This is a genomic window from Halalkalibacter oceani (assembly GCF_040544555.1).
Taxonomy (GTDB): Bacteria; Bacillota; Bacilli; order Bacillales; family Bacillaceae_D; genus Halalkalibacter; species Halalkalibacter oceani.
In genome coordinates, this window is the sequence record NZ_JBEPKD010000012.1 from 1 (window position 1) to 18,658 (window position 18,658).

18 protein-coding genes are annotated in these 18,658 nt (G+C 44.4%); 14 read left to right on the forward strand and 4 right to left on the reverse strand.

Annotated elements, in window-relative coordinates:
* Positions 1-93 precede the first annotated feature (93 nt).
* The 3 genes from rarD to pdxK all read right to left on the reverse strand — a co-directional run bounded on the left by rarD (position 94) and on the right by pdxK (position 2,319).
* The gene (rarD, locus tag ABMB67_RS13595) at positions 94-1,062 is read right to left on the reverse strand and encodes an EamA family transporter RarD (RefSeq protein ID WP_251222970.1); all 969 of its coding nucleotides are present in this window, start codon (positions 1,060-1,062) and stop codon (positions 94-96) included.
* Positions 1,063-1,163: 101 nt separating this feature from the next.
* Positions 1,164-1,331 carry a hypothetical protein gene (locus ABMB67_RS13600; RefSeq protein ID WP_354572405.1) on the reverse strand — a complete coding sequence of 56 codons (168 nt, stop codon included), beginning with the start codon at positions 1,329-1,331 and terminating at the stop codon, positions 1,164-1,166.
* Positions 1,332-1,509: 178 nt separating this feature from the next.
* Entirely contained in the window at positions 1,510-2,319 is an 810-nt protein-coding gene (gene pdxK, locus ABMB67_RS13605) for a pyridoxine/pyridoxal/pyridoxamine kinase (RefSeq protein WP_251222972.1), read from the reverse strand.
* 209 nt (positions 2,320-2,528) lie between these two features.
* On the opposite strand from pdxK, the gene ABMB67_RS13610 reads away from it, so the two are divergent.
* The 12 genes from ABMB67_RS13610 to ABMB67_RS13665 all read left to right on the forward strand — a co-directional run bounded on the left by ABMB67_RS13610 (position 2,529) and on the right by ABMB67_RS13665 (position 15,683).
* Positions 2,529-4,208: a methyl-accepting chemotaxis protein gene (locus ABMB67_RS13610; RefSeq protein ID WP_251222973.1), complete on the forward strand. Its 1,680-nt coding sequence runs from the start codon at positions 2,529-2,531 to the stop codon at positions 4,206-4,208.
* A gap of 287 nt (positions 4,209-4,495) precedes the next feature.
* Positions 4,496-5,008 carry a TRAP transporter small permease gene (locus tag ABMB67_RS13615; protein WP_251222974.1) on the forward strand — a complete coding sequence of 171 codons (513 nt, stop codon included), beginning with the start codon at positions 4,496-4,498 and terminating at the stop codon, positions 5,006-5,008.
* Positions 5,005-6,285 (forward strand): TRAP transporter large permease, encoded by a 1,281-nt coding sequence (locus tag ABMB67_RS13620; RefSeq protein WP_354572406.1) that lies wholly within the window; start codon positions 5,005-5,007, stop codon positions 6,283-6,285. Before ABMB67_RS13615 ends, ABMB67_RS13620 begins: the two co-directional genes overlap by 4 nt.
* 139 nt (positions 6,286-6,424) lie before the next feature.
* Entirely contained in the window at positions 6,425-7,492 is a 1,068-nt protein-coding gene (locus ABMB67_RS13625; RefSeq protein ID WP_354572407.1) for a TRAP transporter substrate-binding protein, read from the forward strand.
* A 173-nt stretch (positions 7,493-7,665) separates the two neighbouring features.
* Positions 7,666-8,361, forward strand: a complete 696-nt coding sequence (locus ABMB67_RS13630; RefSeq protein WP_354572408.1) for a GntR family transcriptional regulator — start codon at positions 7,666-7,668, stop codon at positions 8,359-8,361.
* Positions 8,362-8,380: 19 nt separating this feature from the next.
* Positions 8,381-9,496 carry a mandelate racemase/muconate lactonizing enzyme family protein gene (locus ABMB67_RS13635; protein WP_354572409.1) on the forward strand — a complete coding sequence of 372 codons (1,116 nt, stop codon included), beginning with the start codon at positions 8,381-8,383 and terminating at the stop codon, positions 9,494-9,496.
* Positions 9,497-9,636: 140 nt separating this feature from the next.
* Complete coding sequence (locus ABMB67_RS13640; RefSeq protein WP_354572410.1) at positions 9,637-10,659, forward strand: TRAP transporter substrate-binding protein; 1,023 nt, start codon at positions 9,637-9,639, stop codon at positions 10,657-10,659.
* 107 nt (positions 10,660-10,766) lie between these two features.
* Complete coding sequence (locus ABMB67_RS13645; protein ID WP_354572411.1) at positions 10,767-11,264, forward strand: TRAP transporter small permease; 498 nt, start codon at positions 10,767-10,769, stop codon at positions 11,262-11,264.
* 25 nt (positions 11,265-11,289) lie between these two features.
* On the forward strand, positions 11,290-12,564 hold the full coding sequence (locus ABMB67_RS13650; protein WP_354572412.1) for a TRAP transporter large permease: 1,275 nt from the start codon (positions 11,290-11,292) through the stop codon (positions 12,562-12,564).
* Between the two features lie 35 nt (positions 12,565-12,599).
* Entirely contained in the window at positions 12,600-13,751 is a 1,152-nt protein-coding gene (locus tag ABMB67_RS13655) for a mandelate racemase/muconate lactonizing enzyme family protein (protein ID WP_354572413.1), read from the forward strand.
* A 17-nt stretch (positions 13,752-13,768) separates the two neighbouring features.
* A complete protein-coding gene (locus ABMB67_RS13660) occupies positions 13,769-14,884 on the forward strand; it encodes a mandelate racemase/muconate lactonizing enzyme family protein (RefSeq protein WP_354572414.1) in 1,116 nt (371 codons plus the stop codon).
* Positions 14,885-14,999: 115 nt separating this feature from the next.
* Positions 15,000-15,683, forward strand: a complete 684-nt coding sequence (locus ABMB67_RS13665; RefSeq protein WP_354572415.1) for a uracil-DNA glycosylase — start codon at positions 15,000-15,002, stop codon at positions 15,681-15,683.
* A gap of 22 nt (positions 15,684-15,705) precedes the next feature.
* Here ABMB67_RS13665 and ABMB67_RS13670 read toward each other — a convergent pair whose 3' ends face one another.
* On the reverse strand, positions 15,706-16,575 hold the full coding sequence (locus ABMB67_RS13670) for a LysR family transcriptional regulator (RefSeq protein ID WP_251222979.1): 870 nt from the start codon (positions 16,573-16,575) through the stop codon (positions 15,706-15,708).
* 182 nt (positions 16,576-16,757) lie between these two features.
* On the opposite strand from ABMB67_RS13670, the gene ABMB67_RS13675 reads away from it, so the two are divergent.
* Complete coding sequence (locus ABMB67_RS13675; protein WP_354572416.1) at positions 16,758-17,375, forward strand: RraA family protein; 618 nt, start codon at positions 16,758-16,760, stop codon at positions 17,373-17,375.
* Between the two features lie 104 nt (positions 17,376-17,479).
* On the forward strand, positions 17,480-18,634 hold the full coding sequence (locus ABMB67_RS13680) for a PrpF domain-containing protein (protein WP_354572417.1): 1,155 nt from the start codon (positions 17,480-17,482) through the stop codon (positions 18,632-18,634).
* The last annotated feature ends 24 nt before the right edge of the window (positions 18,635-18,658 follow it).

The following is an 18,658-nucleotide window of genomic DNA, read 5'->3' on the forward strand; positions in this document are numbered from 1 at the left end:
ACCCTTCGTCAGACTTAACTGAAACCGCCGTATACGGATCCGTACGTACGGTGGTGTGAGAGGTCGGGGGTTAGTCGCCCCCTCCTACTCGATTTAAAGGGCCTGCTTTCCCCGTTCGATCCCTTCTTTTTTCCGGTGCCCATGCCAAAAAGGAAGATAGCGCCCGAGCTTTTGAAAGAACCCGAGACGGGAAGTTGTAAAAATAAACAATCCGATCCAGATGAAAAGAAAAGCGATAAGCTGCAAAAGATGGAACGGCTCCTTGTATAGAAAAATCCCAAGTATCAGCATCAATGTCGGCGCAATATATTGTAGGAAGCCCATAAGCGATAAAGGAATCCGCCTTGCTCCTGTCGCAAACAACAGCAACGGGATCGCCGTGGCAGCTCCGGCGATAATTAACAGCCACGCTGTTGTAGAATCAACAAAGAAGCTTCTACTTTCGGCAAGCTGTTGATGATAAAAGAAAAGAAATCCTAGCGCAAAAGGGGCAGTAATCAATGTTTCGATCGTTAAGCCAAAAAGCGCCCCAATCTGAACCGTTTTCTTTAATAACCCGTAAATTCCAAATGAACAGGCAAGAATCAGTGAGACCCACGGCACCACCCCGTAAAACAGCGTCAGCATCATCACCCCGATAAAGGCCAGCACGAATGATACGACTTGCCAGCGTGAAATACGCTCCTTCAAAAATAAAATACCGAGCAGTACGCTTATAAGCGGATTGATATAATAACCGAGACTGGCTTCAATCACGCGGTCATTAGCGACGGCCCAGATATATAAAAACCAGTTGATACTAATAAAAAAAGCAGCGAACGTGATCCCGAAAGCCGACTTTTTGTTCGAAAAAATCACCTTACACTCTTTCCAAAAAGAGGGGAGCTGTTTTCGCGCAAATAAAAGAAGAAGCATTAAAACCAATGACCAAATGATCCGATGGGCCAACACTTCCATCGCCGGAATATGCTCCAGCAGCTTCCAATAAAGCGGAAGAATTCCCCATATCAAATAAGCCGTAATTGTTGCAATGACGCCATTACGGTGAGCATTGTCTTGCATTCTCTCAGATCCTTTCCAAGAATAAAAGGTTTTCGTGATAAATCAATTATCCTGAACATTTATTTCGTGTATAGAAACGTTTGAACATGAGTATACACTACTTAACTTAAATTGGCAAAAGGCAGGCTGATATATGCAGGAGAGCGGGTAGAGGGGACAAAAGCTAAAATGAGAAAGCGGTGAACAAGCGACGGCATCCGGATTTGGAGCACGACGTCGGCCCGCCATCCGACCGGAGCGGAGCGTTCCACCCCGGACAGCGCAGCCACTGACAAACTTCCTTTTTCGTAACTCGAAGAAGAGTTAATGGCTCCGCGCGTTGCGCGCGTTGCTACAAGAAACCGACTCGTAGCAAGGCTTTCAAAGTCGGGCAACGGCTACGCTCATTACTAAAAAGCTGCTAAAAAGTGAAAATCGTACTTTTTAGCAGCTTCGGGGGAAGCGGGCTTATTTTTTTTGGCGGTAGGCGCCATGATCAGTAGGCCCGACGTATTGATTGAGGCGGAATGAATGCTTGATCGCCGCTGTAATAAATTGTTTTGCAGTTTGCAGAGCTTCCTCAACTGGACGGCCTTTAGCGAGCTCTGCTGCAATCGCGGCAGAGTAGGTGCAGCCGGCGCCGTGCGTATAGCTCGTGACGATTGTTTCAGATTCTAATAAGGTAAAATCTTTCCCGTCGTACAGGACATCAACTGCGCGGTCTAATCCGATCTTGCTGCCGCCTTTTACAATGACATATTTTGCGCCAAGTTCATGGATTTTTGCTGCGGCAGTCTTCATGTCATCAAGCGATGTAATCGGTCCGTGGCCGCTTAATTGAGCCGCTTCAAACAAGTTTGGCGTAACAACAAAGGCCTTTGGCACAAGCACATCGCGCAGGCAGGCGTCGGTTTCAGGGTTAAGCGCCTCATCCGCGCCTTTGCACACCATAACAGGATCGACGACGAGCTGCTTTAGCTGATATTGCTCCACTTTTCGCGCGACGAGTTCAATGATCTCGATCGAACCGAGCATCCCCGTTTTGACAGCATCTGTACCAATGCCTGCAAGAACGGTTTCAAGCTGTTTCTCCAAAGTGTGTACCGGCTGTGGGAAGACCTCGTGAAACCAGTCACGGTGAGGATCTTGGGCGACAATTGTGGTCAAAGCGCTCATCCCGTAAACGCCTAATTCCTGAAATGTTTTTAAGTCGGCCTGCAGTCCGGCACCGCCGCTCGTATCTGAACCGGCGATTGTTAATGCTTTCGGCATTGCCATGATGTTCATCCCCTCTTCTTTCATGATTTCTTTATTATACTAAAAGAACCCGCCATATTAAAGTAAGCGGCGATCCGGCAATGGATGAAACAAATTTCCTAGATCTAAAAGTAGATTTTTATCATCTATATAGTGGAAAAATAGAGTATAATGATCTAGAAATATATAACAAAATAGAAAATGATAAAAAGAGAGAAGGAGGAAACATGTTGCGGGGAATTCGTGGGAGAATTTTACTTGGGTTTTTATTTGTTGTGATTTTAATGATCGGCTATGCCGGATACAGTATTTGGAACGTGCAGCAAACGAACCAGGAAATTGCACAGCTGCAGGAGGAAGAAGTACCGCTTCTTATGACAATGGAACGAATGGCATTTAATGTCGCCAATCGTCTGGCCTTGTCGAGAGGGTATTTGCTGATGGGGAATGCTCAATATGTAGAGGAGTTCCAACAGCTGACGGATGAAAGTCGCGAGCTGGAAGAATGGCTGCTGCAAAATACCGAGGATGAAGTTCTTCATCATCTCGTCAGTAAAACGAGGGAATGGCAAACGATTATGGTTGATGAGGTTTTTCCGGCTCAGCAAAATGGAGACGAGGACGAGGCGATGCTGATACTGTTGTCGAGAGGAACTTCCCCGGCGCAACAGCTGATGCGTTCGTTTCAGGAACAGTCTGAATTAAATCGGGATGCCTTGGCGACGAAATTGAATGAAATCAATTCCAAAGGGTCACAGCTGCAAATGACGACCATTTGGATTTCTATAGCTGTGACAGTGCTGAGCATTATGAGCGGGCTTCTTATCGCGAGCATGATTGTCCGGCCGATTAACGTTCTACTCGGTCGCGTCAACATTATTGCCAGCGGCGATTTAACAGGCGAGGAAATTCCGGTAAAGAAAAAGGATGAAATCGGTCAATTGACGATGGCGTTCAACAGTATGCGTGACAATTTACGCGATCTTTTAAGTAAAACGACGAATATGTCCGAACAGGTTGCGGCCACGGCTGAACAATTGTCGGCCAGTTCTCAGGAGACATCGGCTGCGACAAATCAAATTGCCGTGACGATCCAGGAAGTCTCTTCTGCCTCTGAGCAAACGCTTCAGCGCTCGCAGGAAAGCACGCAATCAGCGCTGAAGGTAAACGAAGGTGTTGAGATGATTACAGAAGCGACGACAGGAGTCAGTACATTGGCCGAAGAAGCTTCGCGGGAAGCAAAAGAGGGAGAGGCTTCCATTAGCCGGGCCGTCAGTCAGATTAGCACAATCCGGGAAACGGTCAGCCAGTCAGCTGACTTCATTCAACAACTGGGTGAGCGGTCACATGAGATAGGAAATATACTCGAATTGATCACGTCGATCTCTGAACAGACGAATCTGCTCGCTTTAAATGCCGCAATTGAAGCTGCACGGGCAGGTGAACATGGAAAAGGGTTTGCTGTGGTGGCGGATGAGGTACGTAAATTAGCCGAGGAATCAAGAGCGTCAGCAGAAAAGATTTCGACGATGATTCTTCTCATTCAGGAGGATACGGAACGGGCTGTTGAAGAAATGAATCGCGGTACGGAAGAAGTCGAAGTCGGGACAAAAGTCGTTCATGAGGTAGGGGAATCCTTTACCCGGATTTCAGATGCCGTTGAACGAGTATCGAAAGAAATGTCTCACGTCACGACAGCGACAGAGCAGATTTCGCTGCACACGAATCGTCTGAATGAAGCACTGTCAGAAATGGAAGCGGCATCAGAACAAAATGCCGACGCCTCCCAGGGAGTTGCTGCCAGCACTGAGGAGCAATTGGCTTCAATGGAGGAAATCGCCAGCTCGGCAGAGGCGCTGAATCATTTATCAACAGAGCTGCAGGAAGAGGTTAGCAAATTTAAAATATAATAAAGAGAGAAAAGAACAGGATGCGAAAAAGGAGAGCAGAATGCCCCTTTCGCATCCTATTTTCAATAAATTAAAAAATTCCGAGTTTTCGAAATAAAAAATATTTTTTATTTTAACAGCTCTATTGACAAAAAATTCGAAAACAATGTTGACATTTGAAAGTGCTTTCAATAACATAATAATTATAAAAGAATAATTAGAAACATTGAACCATATAAATGAAACTTTGTTTTGTAATATAAAACAAATCAGCTTTTTGAAAAAATGTAAAAAGTAAGGGGGATATTATGCAAAAGTTACTGCGGATTTTAAATGGCATTTTGACAGCAACAATTACCATTTTTCTCACGTCAATGGTGTTTCTCGTGTTTATGAATGTAGTGCTCCGATATGTATTTGAATCAGGCATTACATGGTCTGAGGAAATGGCGCGGTATTTGTTTGTATGGATTGTGTTCTTAGGTGCGATTGCCGCATTTAAGGATCGCTCTCATTTGGGTGTTGATATAGTAATAGGTTCATTGCCTCCGAAAGCGCAAAAAGCCCTTTATATGTTTAACCAAATCGTCATTATCGGTTTGATGGGTATTGTGATTAACGGTGGCGTGAAGATGATACAAGTAAACAGTAACAGCTACGGGCCGGCGACCGGAATTCCTCTATCTGTGCTCTTTGTCGCCGCCACGTTGGCAGCAGTGGTAATTATTTTAATGAGTCTCATCCAAACGTTCCAATATGTAGTAAAGAATAAAAATTTACCGTCCTGGGCTAAAGCGAGAGAGGAGGAGAAACCGTTATGATTTGGGTGTTTTTAGGCGTATTATTTTTCTTCCTCTTCCTAGGGTTGCCTGTTGTTTTTTCAATGCTTATGAGTGCGGTTGCCATGATGCTTGTCATGGGGATTTTTGATTCTCAGGTCGTAGCGCAACAGCTCGTAAATGGAGCGAACAGCTTCCCGTTGATGGCGATTCCATTCTTTATTCTTGCTGGTGAAATTATGAACGCCGGTGGTATTTCAAAACGAGTCGTTCATTTCGCGACAACACTTGTCGGACATATCCGCGGTGGTCTCGGGTATGTAACGATCCTGGCGGGTGTGATGTTTGCCGGGTTATCAGGTTCAGCGGTAGCTGATACAGCCGCGCTTGGGGCGATTTTGATCCCGATGATGGTTGCCCGCGGTTACAATGTCAACCGGGCATCAGGACTTGTCGCATCCTCGGGGATTATCGCGCCGATCATCCCGCCGAGTATTCCTCTAATCATGTTTGGTGTTATTGGTGGCGTTTCCATTACCCAATTATTTATGGGCGGGATCGTACCGGGTATTTTATTTGCTGTAGGGCTGATGGTCGCCTGGTACTTTGTCGCCAAGCGTGGAAACTATGAAACGATGGAAAAAGCGACCGCTAAAGAAAGATTGAGAGCTTTTGGTCAGGCGATCTGGGCGCTATTCTTACCTTTTATCATTATCGTCGGTTTAAGGGGCGGGATTTTCACGCCAACTGAGGCAGCCGTTATTGCCTGTGTGTATGCGCTTTTAATCAGCTTGACTGTATATCGCGGAGATTTGAAAATCAGACAGCTTCCTGAGGTACTCGTTGCTTCGGCGAAAACAACTGGTGTTGTTATGTTCCTCGCCGCCGCCGCAATTGTGACATCATGGGTCATTACCGTCGCTCAAGTGCCGGCTGAGCTGGCGACGATGCTGAGCGGTATTACAGAAAGTCCACTAGTGCTGCTGCTTATCTTAATGGTGTTCTTGCTGTTAGTCGGAGTGGTCATGGATATGACACCAGCAATTCTTATCTTCACTCCGGTCTTGTTGCCTGTCGTTACGGCAGCGGGGATTGATCCGGTATACTTCGGGATTTTAATGATTATTAACCTTTGTATCGGCTTAATCACTCCGCCGGTCGGAACGGTGCTTTATGTTGCGTGCGGGATTAGCCGCATTAGTATTATTGACATTACGAAAGGAATCTGGCCTTTCCTGCTTGTCCAGATCCTGGTGTTATTCCTGCTAGTCCTGTTCCCGCAAATCGTTCTCGTTCCGCTGGAATGGCTCACGAAGTAGTGTGACGTTTCACCGAGGTGTCTCAAAAGATCGGCTAAACAGCCTTTTGAGACAACCCTCACGAGGAAAGTTACTTTTTGTTTAGAAGGTTAGTAAGCCAATGGCTGCTATAGATAATACATTTAAGGAGGAGACAAAGATGAAAAAGAGTCAATTACTGAACCGTTTTTTAGGAATAACGATGGCAAGTGTCCTTTTCCTCACTGCTTGTGGTGGTGGAGACGAGGCATCCACTGATGGCGGTGGAGAGGCAAATGGCGGAGGCGAAGGAGCTGCGACTGAAGAGTCACATACGATTAAAATCGCTCACTACTTCGCAGAAGACCACCCGCAAAATATCGCCTTAAAAGAAGTATTTAAGCCAACGGTTGAAGAAAACTCAGGCGGCAGCCTAACAGTTGAAATTTATCCGAACAGTCAGCTTGGTGCAGAGCAGGAGTTCTATGATGGGGTCCGTAACGGGACAATCGAAATGGGGATTCCTGGTATGATCATGCAGTCCTCAGTCGAAAAGCTTGCAGTCGGAGAATGGCCATTCCTATTTGAAGATTACGAGCACGTGAAAAACGTATTAAACGGACCAATTGGTGATGAACTAATGGCTGATCTTGAAGAAATCCATGGGGTGAAGCCTTTAGCCTGGAGTGCAAACGGTTTCAGAATGGTGTCGAGCGATAAGCTGATTGATAGCATGGATGACTTCAGCGGCTTCCGGATGCGTACACCAAACATTCCAAACTACATTGAAATGTGGGAATTGCTTGGAACAAATGTAACTCCGCTTGCTATTTCTGAGGTGTTCACCGGACTTGAGCAAGGCGTTATTAATGGCCAGGAAAACCCTGTCGCTACAGTGCGTGCATCAGGCTGGTATGAGGTACAGTCGAATGTCCTTGAATCAAACCATATGTTCAGCCCGAACCTTTATATCATCAACTCTAATTTCTGGAACTCTCTAAGCCCGGAACAACAGCAGGTGATCCAGGATGCATCGCTCGAGTCAGCGGCGTATGAATTTGAATTAATGGAAAACAGCTATGAAGAAGACCGTGCGTATTTAGAGGAGCACGGTGTCGAATTCACGACTCCGTCTGATGAATTCAGACAGCAAATGATCGACGCTGTTCAGCCAATGTATGATTCATTCTTCGAACAGTATGACTGGGCAGAAGACATTGTCGAGAGAATTCAAGCAGAAGCCCAATAATTAAATATGACAGAGTAGGAGATGCCTGGAGGGGTATCTCCTATTTATTTTTGTAAAGGATTATAGATTTTAATTTTAAATATTCATAAAAATAAAAATATATTGATGATTTTATAAAATATAGTATACAATTTCTGTATACACATTTGAATACTACGTAAGGAGGTGAAAAATTGAAAAAAACTAACACAAAAGCAGAAGTTGTTTATCATCGGTTAAAACAAAAGATTATTTCATTCAAGTTGCTCCCTGGGGAAATGATAAATGAAAACAGAGTAGCTGAATTATTCAATGTTAGCAGAACACCAGTTAGAGAGGCATTAAGACAACTAACGAATGAAGGTTTTTTATTAGAGAAAGCAGGAAAACTCTATGTGTATGAATTGAGTGTACAAGATATTATGGAAATTTTTGAGGTTAGAGAGGCACTTGAGCGTAAGGCGATACAGTTATTAAATAAGGAATGCCTGCACATGCTCGTAAAGAAACTTAAGGACAAAAATAAAAGAATGCATCAGCTTCTCATTGAGGAAGACTACGAAGGATTCTTTGAGGCTGATGATCATTTTCATAAGTTAATTGTAAATAACTGTGAAAACAACAAAATAACAGAGATCCTGCACAAATTTAATGTTCAAGTCGGAAGGGTCAGATATTTGACCATTCTTAGTGAACATAGAATGAAAAGCACGATTGATGAGCATGTAGCTGTTATCGACGCAATAGAAAAAGAGGATCTAAACAAAGCAGCAATAGCTATGAGTAAACATATTCATGCCGTGCAAAAAACGATTCGACAATTTAGTAACTTAACAACATTGCTCCATTCTGGATTAGAAGGAATTTTGACAGTGAAAAAAATACCATGATCATTAGAGGTGGAAACAATTGAAGATTATTAACATTGAAACAATACCATTAGTAGCTGAACTGAAGAATCCTATTTGGGATGCGCAACATTATATATCTAAAAGGCAAGCGTTGATTATTAGAGTGCATACGGATCAAGGATTAACAGGGGTAGGTGAATCAGCGAGTTTCGGAGGGCCAATTGAAACGACCAAGGCAGTAATCGATAAAGAATTAAAAAGCTACTTTATCGGCAAGGACCCTTTTGATGTAGAAAGATTATGGGATGAAGTTTATAAGAGCACGATTCAGCATGGCAGAAGAGGAATTATTATTGCCGCTTTAAGTGGGATCGATATTGCATTGTGGGACTTGATTGGCAAGGCAACCAATAAACCTGTTTATAAAATATTGGGTGGTTACAGAGACGAAGTCGAGGCCTATGCCAGCTCAGGTTTTTACAGGGAAGGACGCGATATTCCGCAATTAGCTGAAATGATGAAGGCTTATGTGGATGAAGGATTTAAAACAGTAAAAATGAAAGTAGGTGGAATGAAGCCGAAGGAAGATCTAAAAAGGGTACAAGCCGTTCGTGAGGCACTTGGGGATGAAGTCGACTTAGCGGTAGATGCAAATAGCAACTGGGATTTACCGACAGCTTTGTGGATGGCGAAGCAGCTTGAACCATTAAATATTAAATGGATAGAAGAGCCGTTGATGGCGGATGATGTAATAGGAACGGCAAAGTTAGCAAGCAGTACAATCATTCCAATCGCCGGATATGAACAGGATGTCACTAGGTATGCTTTCATGGAACTGATCCAAAATCAAGCTGTCTACTATTTGCAACCAGATGCTATATGGGCGGGGGGGATAAGTGAATGTAAAAAAATTGCCGCTTTGGCATTAGCGAATCATTTGGCAATTATGCCGCATGTCTTTTCTTCTGGTGTATGTTTAGCCGCCAATCTTCATTTCATTGCTTCTACAGCTAATGCCTATTTGCTGGAGCTAGATAGAAATGAAAATCCTTTACGTGATGAATTAATTCATCATTCTTTAACGCATGAAAACGGCCAGATCAAAATCCCTGATATTCCTGGACTCGGGATTGAATTAGATGAAGAAGTGATTAAGAAATATAGAATTTCCTAAATGAGGAAAAAATAATTATTATATTACGGACTTAGTAAACTAGTAAAATAAAATTGAAAGCGCTTTACTTTTATGATAGAATTCGTTTAGTATTTAAAATGTAATGTATTACATTTTTAAAAAAACTTAGGGGGATTAAAATGAAAAATAATCTATGGAGCTATTTATTACTAGTTATTTGTATGGTAAGTCTTTCTGCCTGCGGTGGTGCAGAAAATAGTTCGGGAGACCCTGGTGGATCTGAAGAAGGAGGAGAAGTTCTTCAAATTGATTTAGCTACGGTTTTCGAAGATGGAGCAGCGCACACAAAAGGAGCTGCAATGTTTGCTGATCTTGTTAATGAATATTCTGAGGGAAGTATAGAGGTCACTCTTTTTACAAATGGAGCGTTAGGTTCAGAACGAGAGAATTTCGAAGCGGTACGGTCGGGCGACCTTGATATGACTCTTGGCGGATTTACAGGAGTGGACATGTACGCCCCTGAATATATGTTTATGGGTGCCCCGTTTTTATTTGACGATATGGCTCATTTAGAAACGGTGATAAAAGGAGAACTAGGGGATCAAATGTTTGAAAAAATGGCAGAAAATAATGTTCAAATCATTGGAACGATCATGCGGGGAGAGCGAAATATGACAGCAAACATACCTGTTCGCACTCCGGAAGACGTCCAAGGATTAAACTTGCGTCTGCCTGAACTAGAAGCGTGGGTTGCTGGGTGGGCAGCAATGGGAGCCTCTCCTACAGCTGTAGCGTTGCCGGAATTATACGGAGCCTTGCAGACCGGTGTTGCTGATGCCTCGGAAGGTCCTTATGAACAAATAGCGACGTTTAAATTGAACGAGGTTCAGGATTATGTGATTAACACCGGTCATATTAAAGAAGCCTCCTTCATTTGGATGAACGGTGACCTTTGGAATTCATTGACCGATGAGCAAAGGGACATCGTCGAGCGAGCGTCTGAGGAAGCAGTAGCCTTTGCCGACGAACAAGCGGCAAGTGATGACGAGCGCTTCTTAAATGAACTGATCGACGCCGGGATGGAGTTTGTCGAGGTAGATAAAGAAGCCTTTACCAGAGTTGGTGAAGAGGCGTTGCAGGAATTCTTTGAAACTCAATGGACGGTCACCACTTTTGAAGAAGTCAGATCGTACCTTGAATAGGAAGTCTTTTCTCTAGTCAGAAAATCAGGTGACTACCAGACCCCCACTTTGGCGTAGGTGGGGGTGCTTCAATAAACCAGATAATAGGATGGAAAGGACATTGCTTTATGAAACGAACATTACAGGCTCTTGAAAAAGCAACTGATTTCTTTATGTTACTGATGATTATCGGAATTGTCATTGTCGTCACACTTCAGGTAGTGTTTCGCTACGTCTTTAATATTTCTACACCTTGGACGCAGGATATCGCCCGGTTTATGTTTATTTACTTAACTTATATTGGCGGGGCGCTGGCAATTAAGGAGAGAACCCATATTAGTATTGATGTTCTGGTAGACAGGCTGCCGCGGATGCTGAGGCTGATTGTATCATTAGGTGTGCAAATCGGGATCATGCTCTTTCTTATCGTTCTGCTGCAAGGGAGCTGGTTCATGGTGCAGAGCAGCTGGGATGTATCTTCGGCGGGAATGCGCTGGTTCAGTATGTCTTATGTCTATCTCGGCCTATTTATTGGCGGTGTTCTGATGATGTTTTACAGCATTTTGCGACTGATTGAAACGGTAAGAGATATCGTGCTAAAAGAGGATATCGTGAAGAATTCATAAATTGCTGGAAGGAGTAAAACATCGTATGTTATTTACTTTCCTGATCGTGCTTATTATCTTGTTTATTATTGGAATGCCAGTTGCCTTCGCAATGGGCTTTACGTCGGTTTTTCTGATGTGGCTGGACGGGGGAATCCAATATGCTAATGCCACTCAACGCTTGATGGGCGGAATTAATAGCTTTGTGATCCTGGCGATTCCACTGTTTTTATTAGCTGGAAAGCTGTTAAGTGTCGGCGGGATCGCCAACCGTATTTTTATGTTCTGCCGGGTATGTGTCGGTTTCTTACCTGGCGGCTTAGGTCATGTTAATGTAACGAGCAGTGTCTTGTTTTCCGGGATGTCCGGAACAGCGATCTCCGATGCGGCTGGCCTCGGTCCTGTAGTCATTAAAGGGATGAAGGACGGAGGTTATGATAAAGGGTTTGCCTCAGCCGTAACCGCGGCCTCGTCGACGATCGGGCCGATTATTCCACCCAGTTTGCCTTTGGTCATTTATGGGGTCGCTGCCGGTGCCTCAGTCGGTGCTTTATTTTTGGCGGGAATTCTTCCCGGGATTATTATGGCGATTGCGATGATGATGCTTGTCGCTTATTATGCCAAGAAAAATAATTATCCAAGGGAAGCGCGCCCGACTTTTCCGCTGTTTTTTCAGGCTTTAAAGGGTGCCTTTTTACCGCTGTTAACCCCGATAATCATTATAGGAGGTATTTACCAGGGGATATTCACTCCTACTGAAGCAGCTGTATTTGCCGTGTTATACGCTTTGTTTTTATCAATGGCTGTCTACCGCGAGCTCAGTTTAAAAGATTTAATAGGCGTGCTAAGAGAGACAGCCCGTGATAGTGCTATTATCGGTCTTATCGTATCAATGTCAACTTTGTTCGGCAACGTGATCATGCGCCAAAGAATTCCGATGGAAATCCTTGATTTCTTCACGGCTTCAGTTGATTCGGCGTTCGTGATGCTGCTGATCTTAAATCTATTTCTTTTACTTGTCGGTGCTTTTATGGAAACCATTGCAGCGATCACGATTCTTGTGCCAATCATGTTGCCGATTATGCAAACGTTTAATATAGATCCTGTTCATTTTGGGATTATTATGGTTTTTAATTTAATGATTGGTTTATTGACTCCCCCGTTTGGCATGCTGCTGTTTGTCGTATCGAAGATCGGGGATATTGATGTCATTCAGTTACTGAAGCATGTCTTTCCATTTTTAATTGTATTATTTGCTGTACTGCTAGTTATTACATTTTTCCCAAGTCTAGTACTCTGGCTGCCTAGTTTTGGGTCGTAGATGCAAAAGAATGAATAGAAAAGAGGGAAGCGGTTATGAAAGTAACCAATTTAACAGTTCACGTATTGCAGGTGCCCTTGGAAACGCCCTTTGCTTTCTCGCAAGGATGGGTCAGGCAGCGGAGCACTGTACTAGTTGAAATCGAAACCGATGAAGGAATAACCGGCTGGGGAGAATCATTATGTCACGGTTTGCAGCCGCCGGAGGTAGCGGCGGCGATTATCGAGCACAGCCTGGCACCGCTTGTCATTGGACAGGATCCGTTTGATGTTGAAGTCATTTGGGATAAGCTTTTTACCTTTACTCGTCCTTATCACGGTGGAGCTGTGATTAACGCGATGAGTGCTGTCGACATTGCTCTATGGGATATTGTCGGAAAAGCGGTCAATAAGCCGGTGCATAAATTATTAGGAGGAGCTTACCGGACAGAAATAATGCCGTATGCTACCGGATTCTATCGTGAGGAAACGAAACAGTACCCTGAAGCGGCGATTGAGGAAGCGCAGCGTCATATTGAAAAAGGATTTAGGGCAATGAAGCTCAAAACGGGCTTCGGTATGAAAGTGGACGTTGACTATATTACAGCTGTTCGTCAAGCTGTCGGCGCCGAAATTCTTCTAATGGCGGATGCCAATTGTGCCTATAATGCGGCAACGGCGAGACGCATTTTGTTTGAGCTAGCTGAGGCGGACGCTGATCTTTACTGGTTCGAGGAACCGCTTGATCCCGAGGATATTGGCGGCTACAAAGAGCTGAAGGGACTGACTTCCACCTTTATTGCCTCCGGTGAAAATCAGTTTGGCCCAATCGGGTTTCGTGATTGGGTCGCAAACCGCGCCCTCGACGTCTTACAGCCGGATTTATGCTCCTCGGGAGGGTTTACTGCCTGTAAACGGATCGCCGTATTAGCGTCAACATGGAATACGATGCTAAACCCCCACGTATGGGGTTCTGGAGTAGGACTGGCTGCTTCCCTGCAGTATTTGGCAACAATTCCACCGGCCCCGCTGGCGCTGAAACCGGTCGAACCGATGCTAGAGTACGATCAGTCCTCTCATCCTTTCCGCTCGGAGCTGATTTTTGATCAAATTTCAATGAATGAACAGGGAATGGTCAAGATCCCGTCTCAACCAGGCATCGGGGTTGAGATTAACCGTCAAGTGATTAACAAGTATAAACAAAATTGATCGAGGGGGAGCCTGTTTTGAGAATAACAAATATAGAAACAATCATGCTGTCCTACTTGCCAAGCAAACCGCCACGTGATAGCTTATCAGGGATTCAGACAAGGGACGTCTTTCTCGTAAAAGTCGATACTGATGAAGGGATAATAGGAATTGGGGAAGGGTTTGCCCTCGGTTCCTTGCATTCGACAGCAATCATTGTCGAGGAAATTCTAAAGCCACTTTTAAAGAATGAAGATCCAACAAATATCGATAAGATTTGGGAAAAGATGTATCGCGGCTCATTCCGTGTTGGACGGCGCGGGATCGTGTTGGCAGCGATGAGTGCAATTGATATTGCGTTATGGGATGTGCTTGGAAAGAAAGCCGGTCTGCCGGTTTACAAATTGCTGGGCGGCGCGAGCGCTTCCTTGTCCGCCTATGCCAGTGCTGGCTATTATCAGGAAGGAAAGGGACTTGCTGAATTACATGCGGAAATGAAAAGCTATAAGGAGCAGGGCTTTAAAGCAGTCAAGATGAAGGTTGGCGGGGAGAGTTTTGAGGAAGATATCGAGCGTGTCCGGACAGCGAGAGAAGCATTAGGTTCCTCAACAAAACTGGCAGTTGACGCAAATAATGCCTATGATTATGATAATGCCTTACGGTTTGCGAGAGCGATTGAAAAGGAAGATATTTTTTTCTTTGAGGAACCCTTATCTTCAGATGACATTAGAAACAGCCGGAAGCTCGCTGACAAAACGGACATTCCGATTGCTGGTTATGAAACAGAATATACTCGTTACGGCTTACGGGACTTGCTGTTACACGATGCAGTTGATATTGTACAAACAGACGCAATTTGGACGGGAGGAATTTCTGAGGCACGAAAAATCGGTATCCTCGCAGCTGCTTTTGGGAAAAAATGCATTCCGCATTTTTCAGCAGGAATTGTCTCCTTAGCTGCCAATCTTCACTTTGGAGCCTCCTTGGCAAATGTAGAATGGTTTGAATTAACGATGGACGATAACCCGCTGCGTTCTGCCCTTTCTGTTGAAGGTTTCAAACTGGAAGAGGGAACAATTTTTTTGCCTGATAAGCCAGGACTGGGTATAGAGCTTGATGAAGAAGTGTTGAAAAAGCATCAAGTTAGTAAATAGGTTTCAGAGATGGATCAAAAGACGGCCTTCCCTTTTGATCCATCTCTTTTTTCATGAAAAACAACGCCGCTTATTTTCTGGTAAACTAGGAGAAACGGCAGGAAAGGAGTCTAGTATGAGCATTTTAAAAAATGAATGGAATGAGATAATAGGTGATGAATTTTCCAAGGCTTATTATCAAAGATTACGGGATTTCTTAAAAGAGGAATATAAGACACGGGTAATTTATCCGTCGATGTATGACTTGTTCAATGCTTTGCACTATATCGATTATTCGGAAACGAAAGTGGTGATTCTTGGCCAGGATCCTTACCATGGCCCGAATCAGGCTCACGGGCTCAGCTTTTCGGTCAAGCCCGGAGTCAAGGTTCCGCCATCGCTGCAAAATATGTATAAAGAATTACATGCTGACCTTGGTTGCCGGATTCCGGATCACGGCTATTTAGTTCCCTGGGCCAAGCAGGGCGTCCTGCTTTTAAACACGGTGCTGACTGTCAGAAAGGGAGAGGCGGGATCGCATCGCGGCAAAGGATGGGAACAATTTACCGACGCTGTAATAAAGGCGCTTAATGAACGGGAACGACCGGTTATCTTTGTACTGTGGGGCCGTCACGCCCAGGAGAAGAAAGCACTGATTACGAATTCCCGCCATTATATTCTCGAAGCTCCTCACCCAAGTCCATTCTCCGCGAACAAAGGATTTTTCGGTAGCCGGCCGTTCTCAAAGATCAATCATTTGCTGGAGAAGATGGGTGAAGAAGGGATCGATTGGCAGCTGCCGCAAACCGTTTCAGAATAAGGGAAGGCGGAGTTAGCTGGAGTCATAAATGGCGCACATCTAACTCCGCAACGAATTCAACGAAAGCATTGACAATGTTAAGTTGTAAGGTGTCATCTTTAACGATCATCCAAGTTTTGCGAATAACGGGTTTGCCATCTTTATCGAGCAGATCCATTTTATAAAGGTCCTGCCGGTCATCAAGGATCGCGCTTGGAAAAATTCCGTAGCCTAATCCGTGAATGACCATCTCCTTGCATGTATCTACCTTATCGACCTCCATCCCGATAAGGGGAGGCTGAGAGTAATTTTCCCTCCACCAGTTATCAATTGTCGTTTTTAATAATGGTTCGGTCTGATAATTGACTCTCGCCAACGACGGCAGATTTTCCATCGAGATATTCCTCTGTGAAGCGACGCAAATCGTTTCTTCAAATAATAAATGCTTGCTTTCATGCCACGTATAATCCCCTCTGACAAAGCCGATGTGGACATCATTGTTACTCACTAGCTGAAAGACATCTTTGCTGCGGCCAGCAATCACTTGAAACTCCACATCCGGATAAAGATTGTGAAACAGCTTTAACAGGCGCGGAAGTTTGTATCTAGTGAAAATGTGGGAAACAGCGATTCGTAATGTTCCGGTGACATCCTTGCCAATATTCTTTACATCCTCTTTAATCAGCCTGATTTTTAACAGCATTTCATCTGCCGTTTTGGCCAGATATTCTCCTTCTGATGTGAAATGAACCCCTCTTCTTCCACGATGAATTAATTGGACACCGAATTCCTTTTCTATTTGCTGAATCCGGTTTGTTAAAGCAGGCTGGGAGATAAATAACTGGTTAGCCGCTTTTGTAATGTTTTTCGTTTGAAAAAGTACCTTTATAATTTGCCAGTCCTGATCCCTCACGAACTCTCCCCCCCCATTGCTTCTATCTCTTTCTTCTATTATACTTGGACTTTACTAATCTGACATAACCAAAATCTATCAATATTTATAAGAATGTTATATTTTACTTATTTCTCAAGCTCGATAAAATGAACATAAGTCAAAGCAAATGTTTGAATTTTGGAAAAAGGGGAGGGAAGTGAATGGAGACTGACGGATTTCAACGAATCCCGACAACGGCGGTGGCCGATGCTTTGCAAGGGCTGAATACAATGGATACATCAATAAAGCCATTGAAGCCGGAAAGCTATGTGTATGGGAAAGCCTTAACTGTTAAACTAGCTGGTGCTGATAACTTTCTGCTTTTGCAAGCAATTAGCCAAGCGAAAGGAGGCGAAGTCCTGGTCGTCGATGGGAGAGGTGACCAGCATCATGCTGTGGCGGGAGATTTTGTCGTGGCGATGGCGAAAACAATGGGACTGCGTGGACTGGTAGCTGATGGTGTGATTCGCGATATTCAAGCGATCAACCGTCTGGAGTTTCCCGTATTCTGCAAAGGCTCGACAATAGCAGCGAGTCAGAAACATGGACGAGGAGAGACCAATGTGCCTATCTCATGCGGAGGGGTTGCTGTACGACCAGGTGACATTGTCGTCGGTGATGCAGATGGGGTTATCATCATTCCACAGGAAGTGGAAGAGCAGACGGTAAACGCCGCGAAGCAAAAGATTGTAGCCGATGAAAAGCGCTACGAGAGCATTGTTGGAAATGTTGAAGCTGTTAAAAATTATATTAACAGTTTAACGAACAGCCATAAGTAAAGGTTATCGATTTAGATAGAATTAATATATTTTACTGATTTCTAAGCCTTTATTATAGTAATAATACAGAAAATTTAAGCGATTCCTAAGCAGGGGGTGAGCCTATGACGCAATTTTCAATACCTTGCTCTGTGTACAGAGGGGGGACGAGTCGGGGGCTGTTTTTTCATAAGCGGGATTTGCCTGGCGACATGGAAAAAATGAACAGGATTTTCCTTTCAGGAATAGATGCATATAATCTTTCACAAATTGATGGCCTTGGTAGCGGTACCTCCCATACGAGCAAGGTCGTCGTTATTGCACCTTCATCATCAGCAGAGGTGGATATTGATTATACTTTTTATCAAATCGGGATCGGCCGGGAAGTCGTGGATGATAACGGAACGTGCGGAAACCTGATGGCAGCGGTAGGAGCCTTTGCTGTCAATGAAAAGCTTATATCAGTATCAGATCATCAGCAGCATGCCGATGTCGTCGTTTATAACACGAATATGAAAAAGAAAATCGGGATTCGTGTACCTGTACAAAATGGTGAGGCGAAAGTAAATGGCGATTTTCTGATGCCGGGGCTTGTCAATGAAGGAGCCGCTTATCAAGTGAATATTCTCACGCCAGGCGGCGGAAAGACAGGGCGGATATTGCCGTTGGGAGAAACCTTTACAATGGAGAAGCCGAACTGGGAAAAGTCATACGAGCTGACGTTTGTCGATGCAGTTAACCCATTTATTTATGTGCGCAGTGAGGATTTAGGGATAAGAGGAACGGAAAACAATCAAGAGCTATCAGCAGACACGAATGTAATGGAGCGTTTAGAAGCGATTAGAAGTGAAGCTGCTGTTCAAAGTGGAATGGTCGCCACAGTGGAGGAAGCAAGACAAAAAAGCCCGGCAGTGCCGAAAATCGCCTTCGTCGCCGAACCACATGATTATTTTACAGCAGCAAAAAAGCGAATAAAGCGAGAAGACGTGGATATCGTTGCGCGAATGATCTCGATGGAACGAGTACACCGGACGTTTGCCGGAAGCGGCCTTCTTAATTTAGCAGCCGCCGTATTGCTCCCGGGCACGTTGCCAAATCGGCTTTCCCGCTTTTATCAGCGAGCGGAGCAAGGGGAGAAAATCATTCGTATCGGTCACGCAGAAGGCATCGTAGAGGTACGGGCCGCCCTGACAGAAGACTTAACGGATATCGCTTATGTTGGATTAACCCGCACAGCCAGGAAAATTATGAAAGGTGAGTTGTTTATTCCAGTAAAATGAAAACGTTACCATTAATTGAGAAAT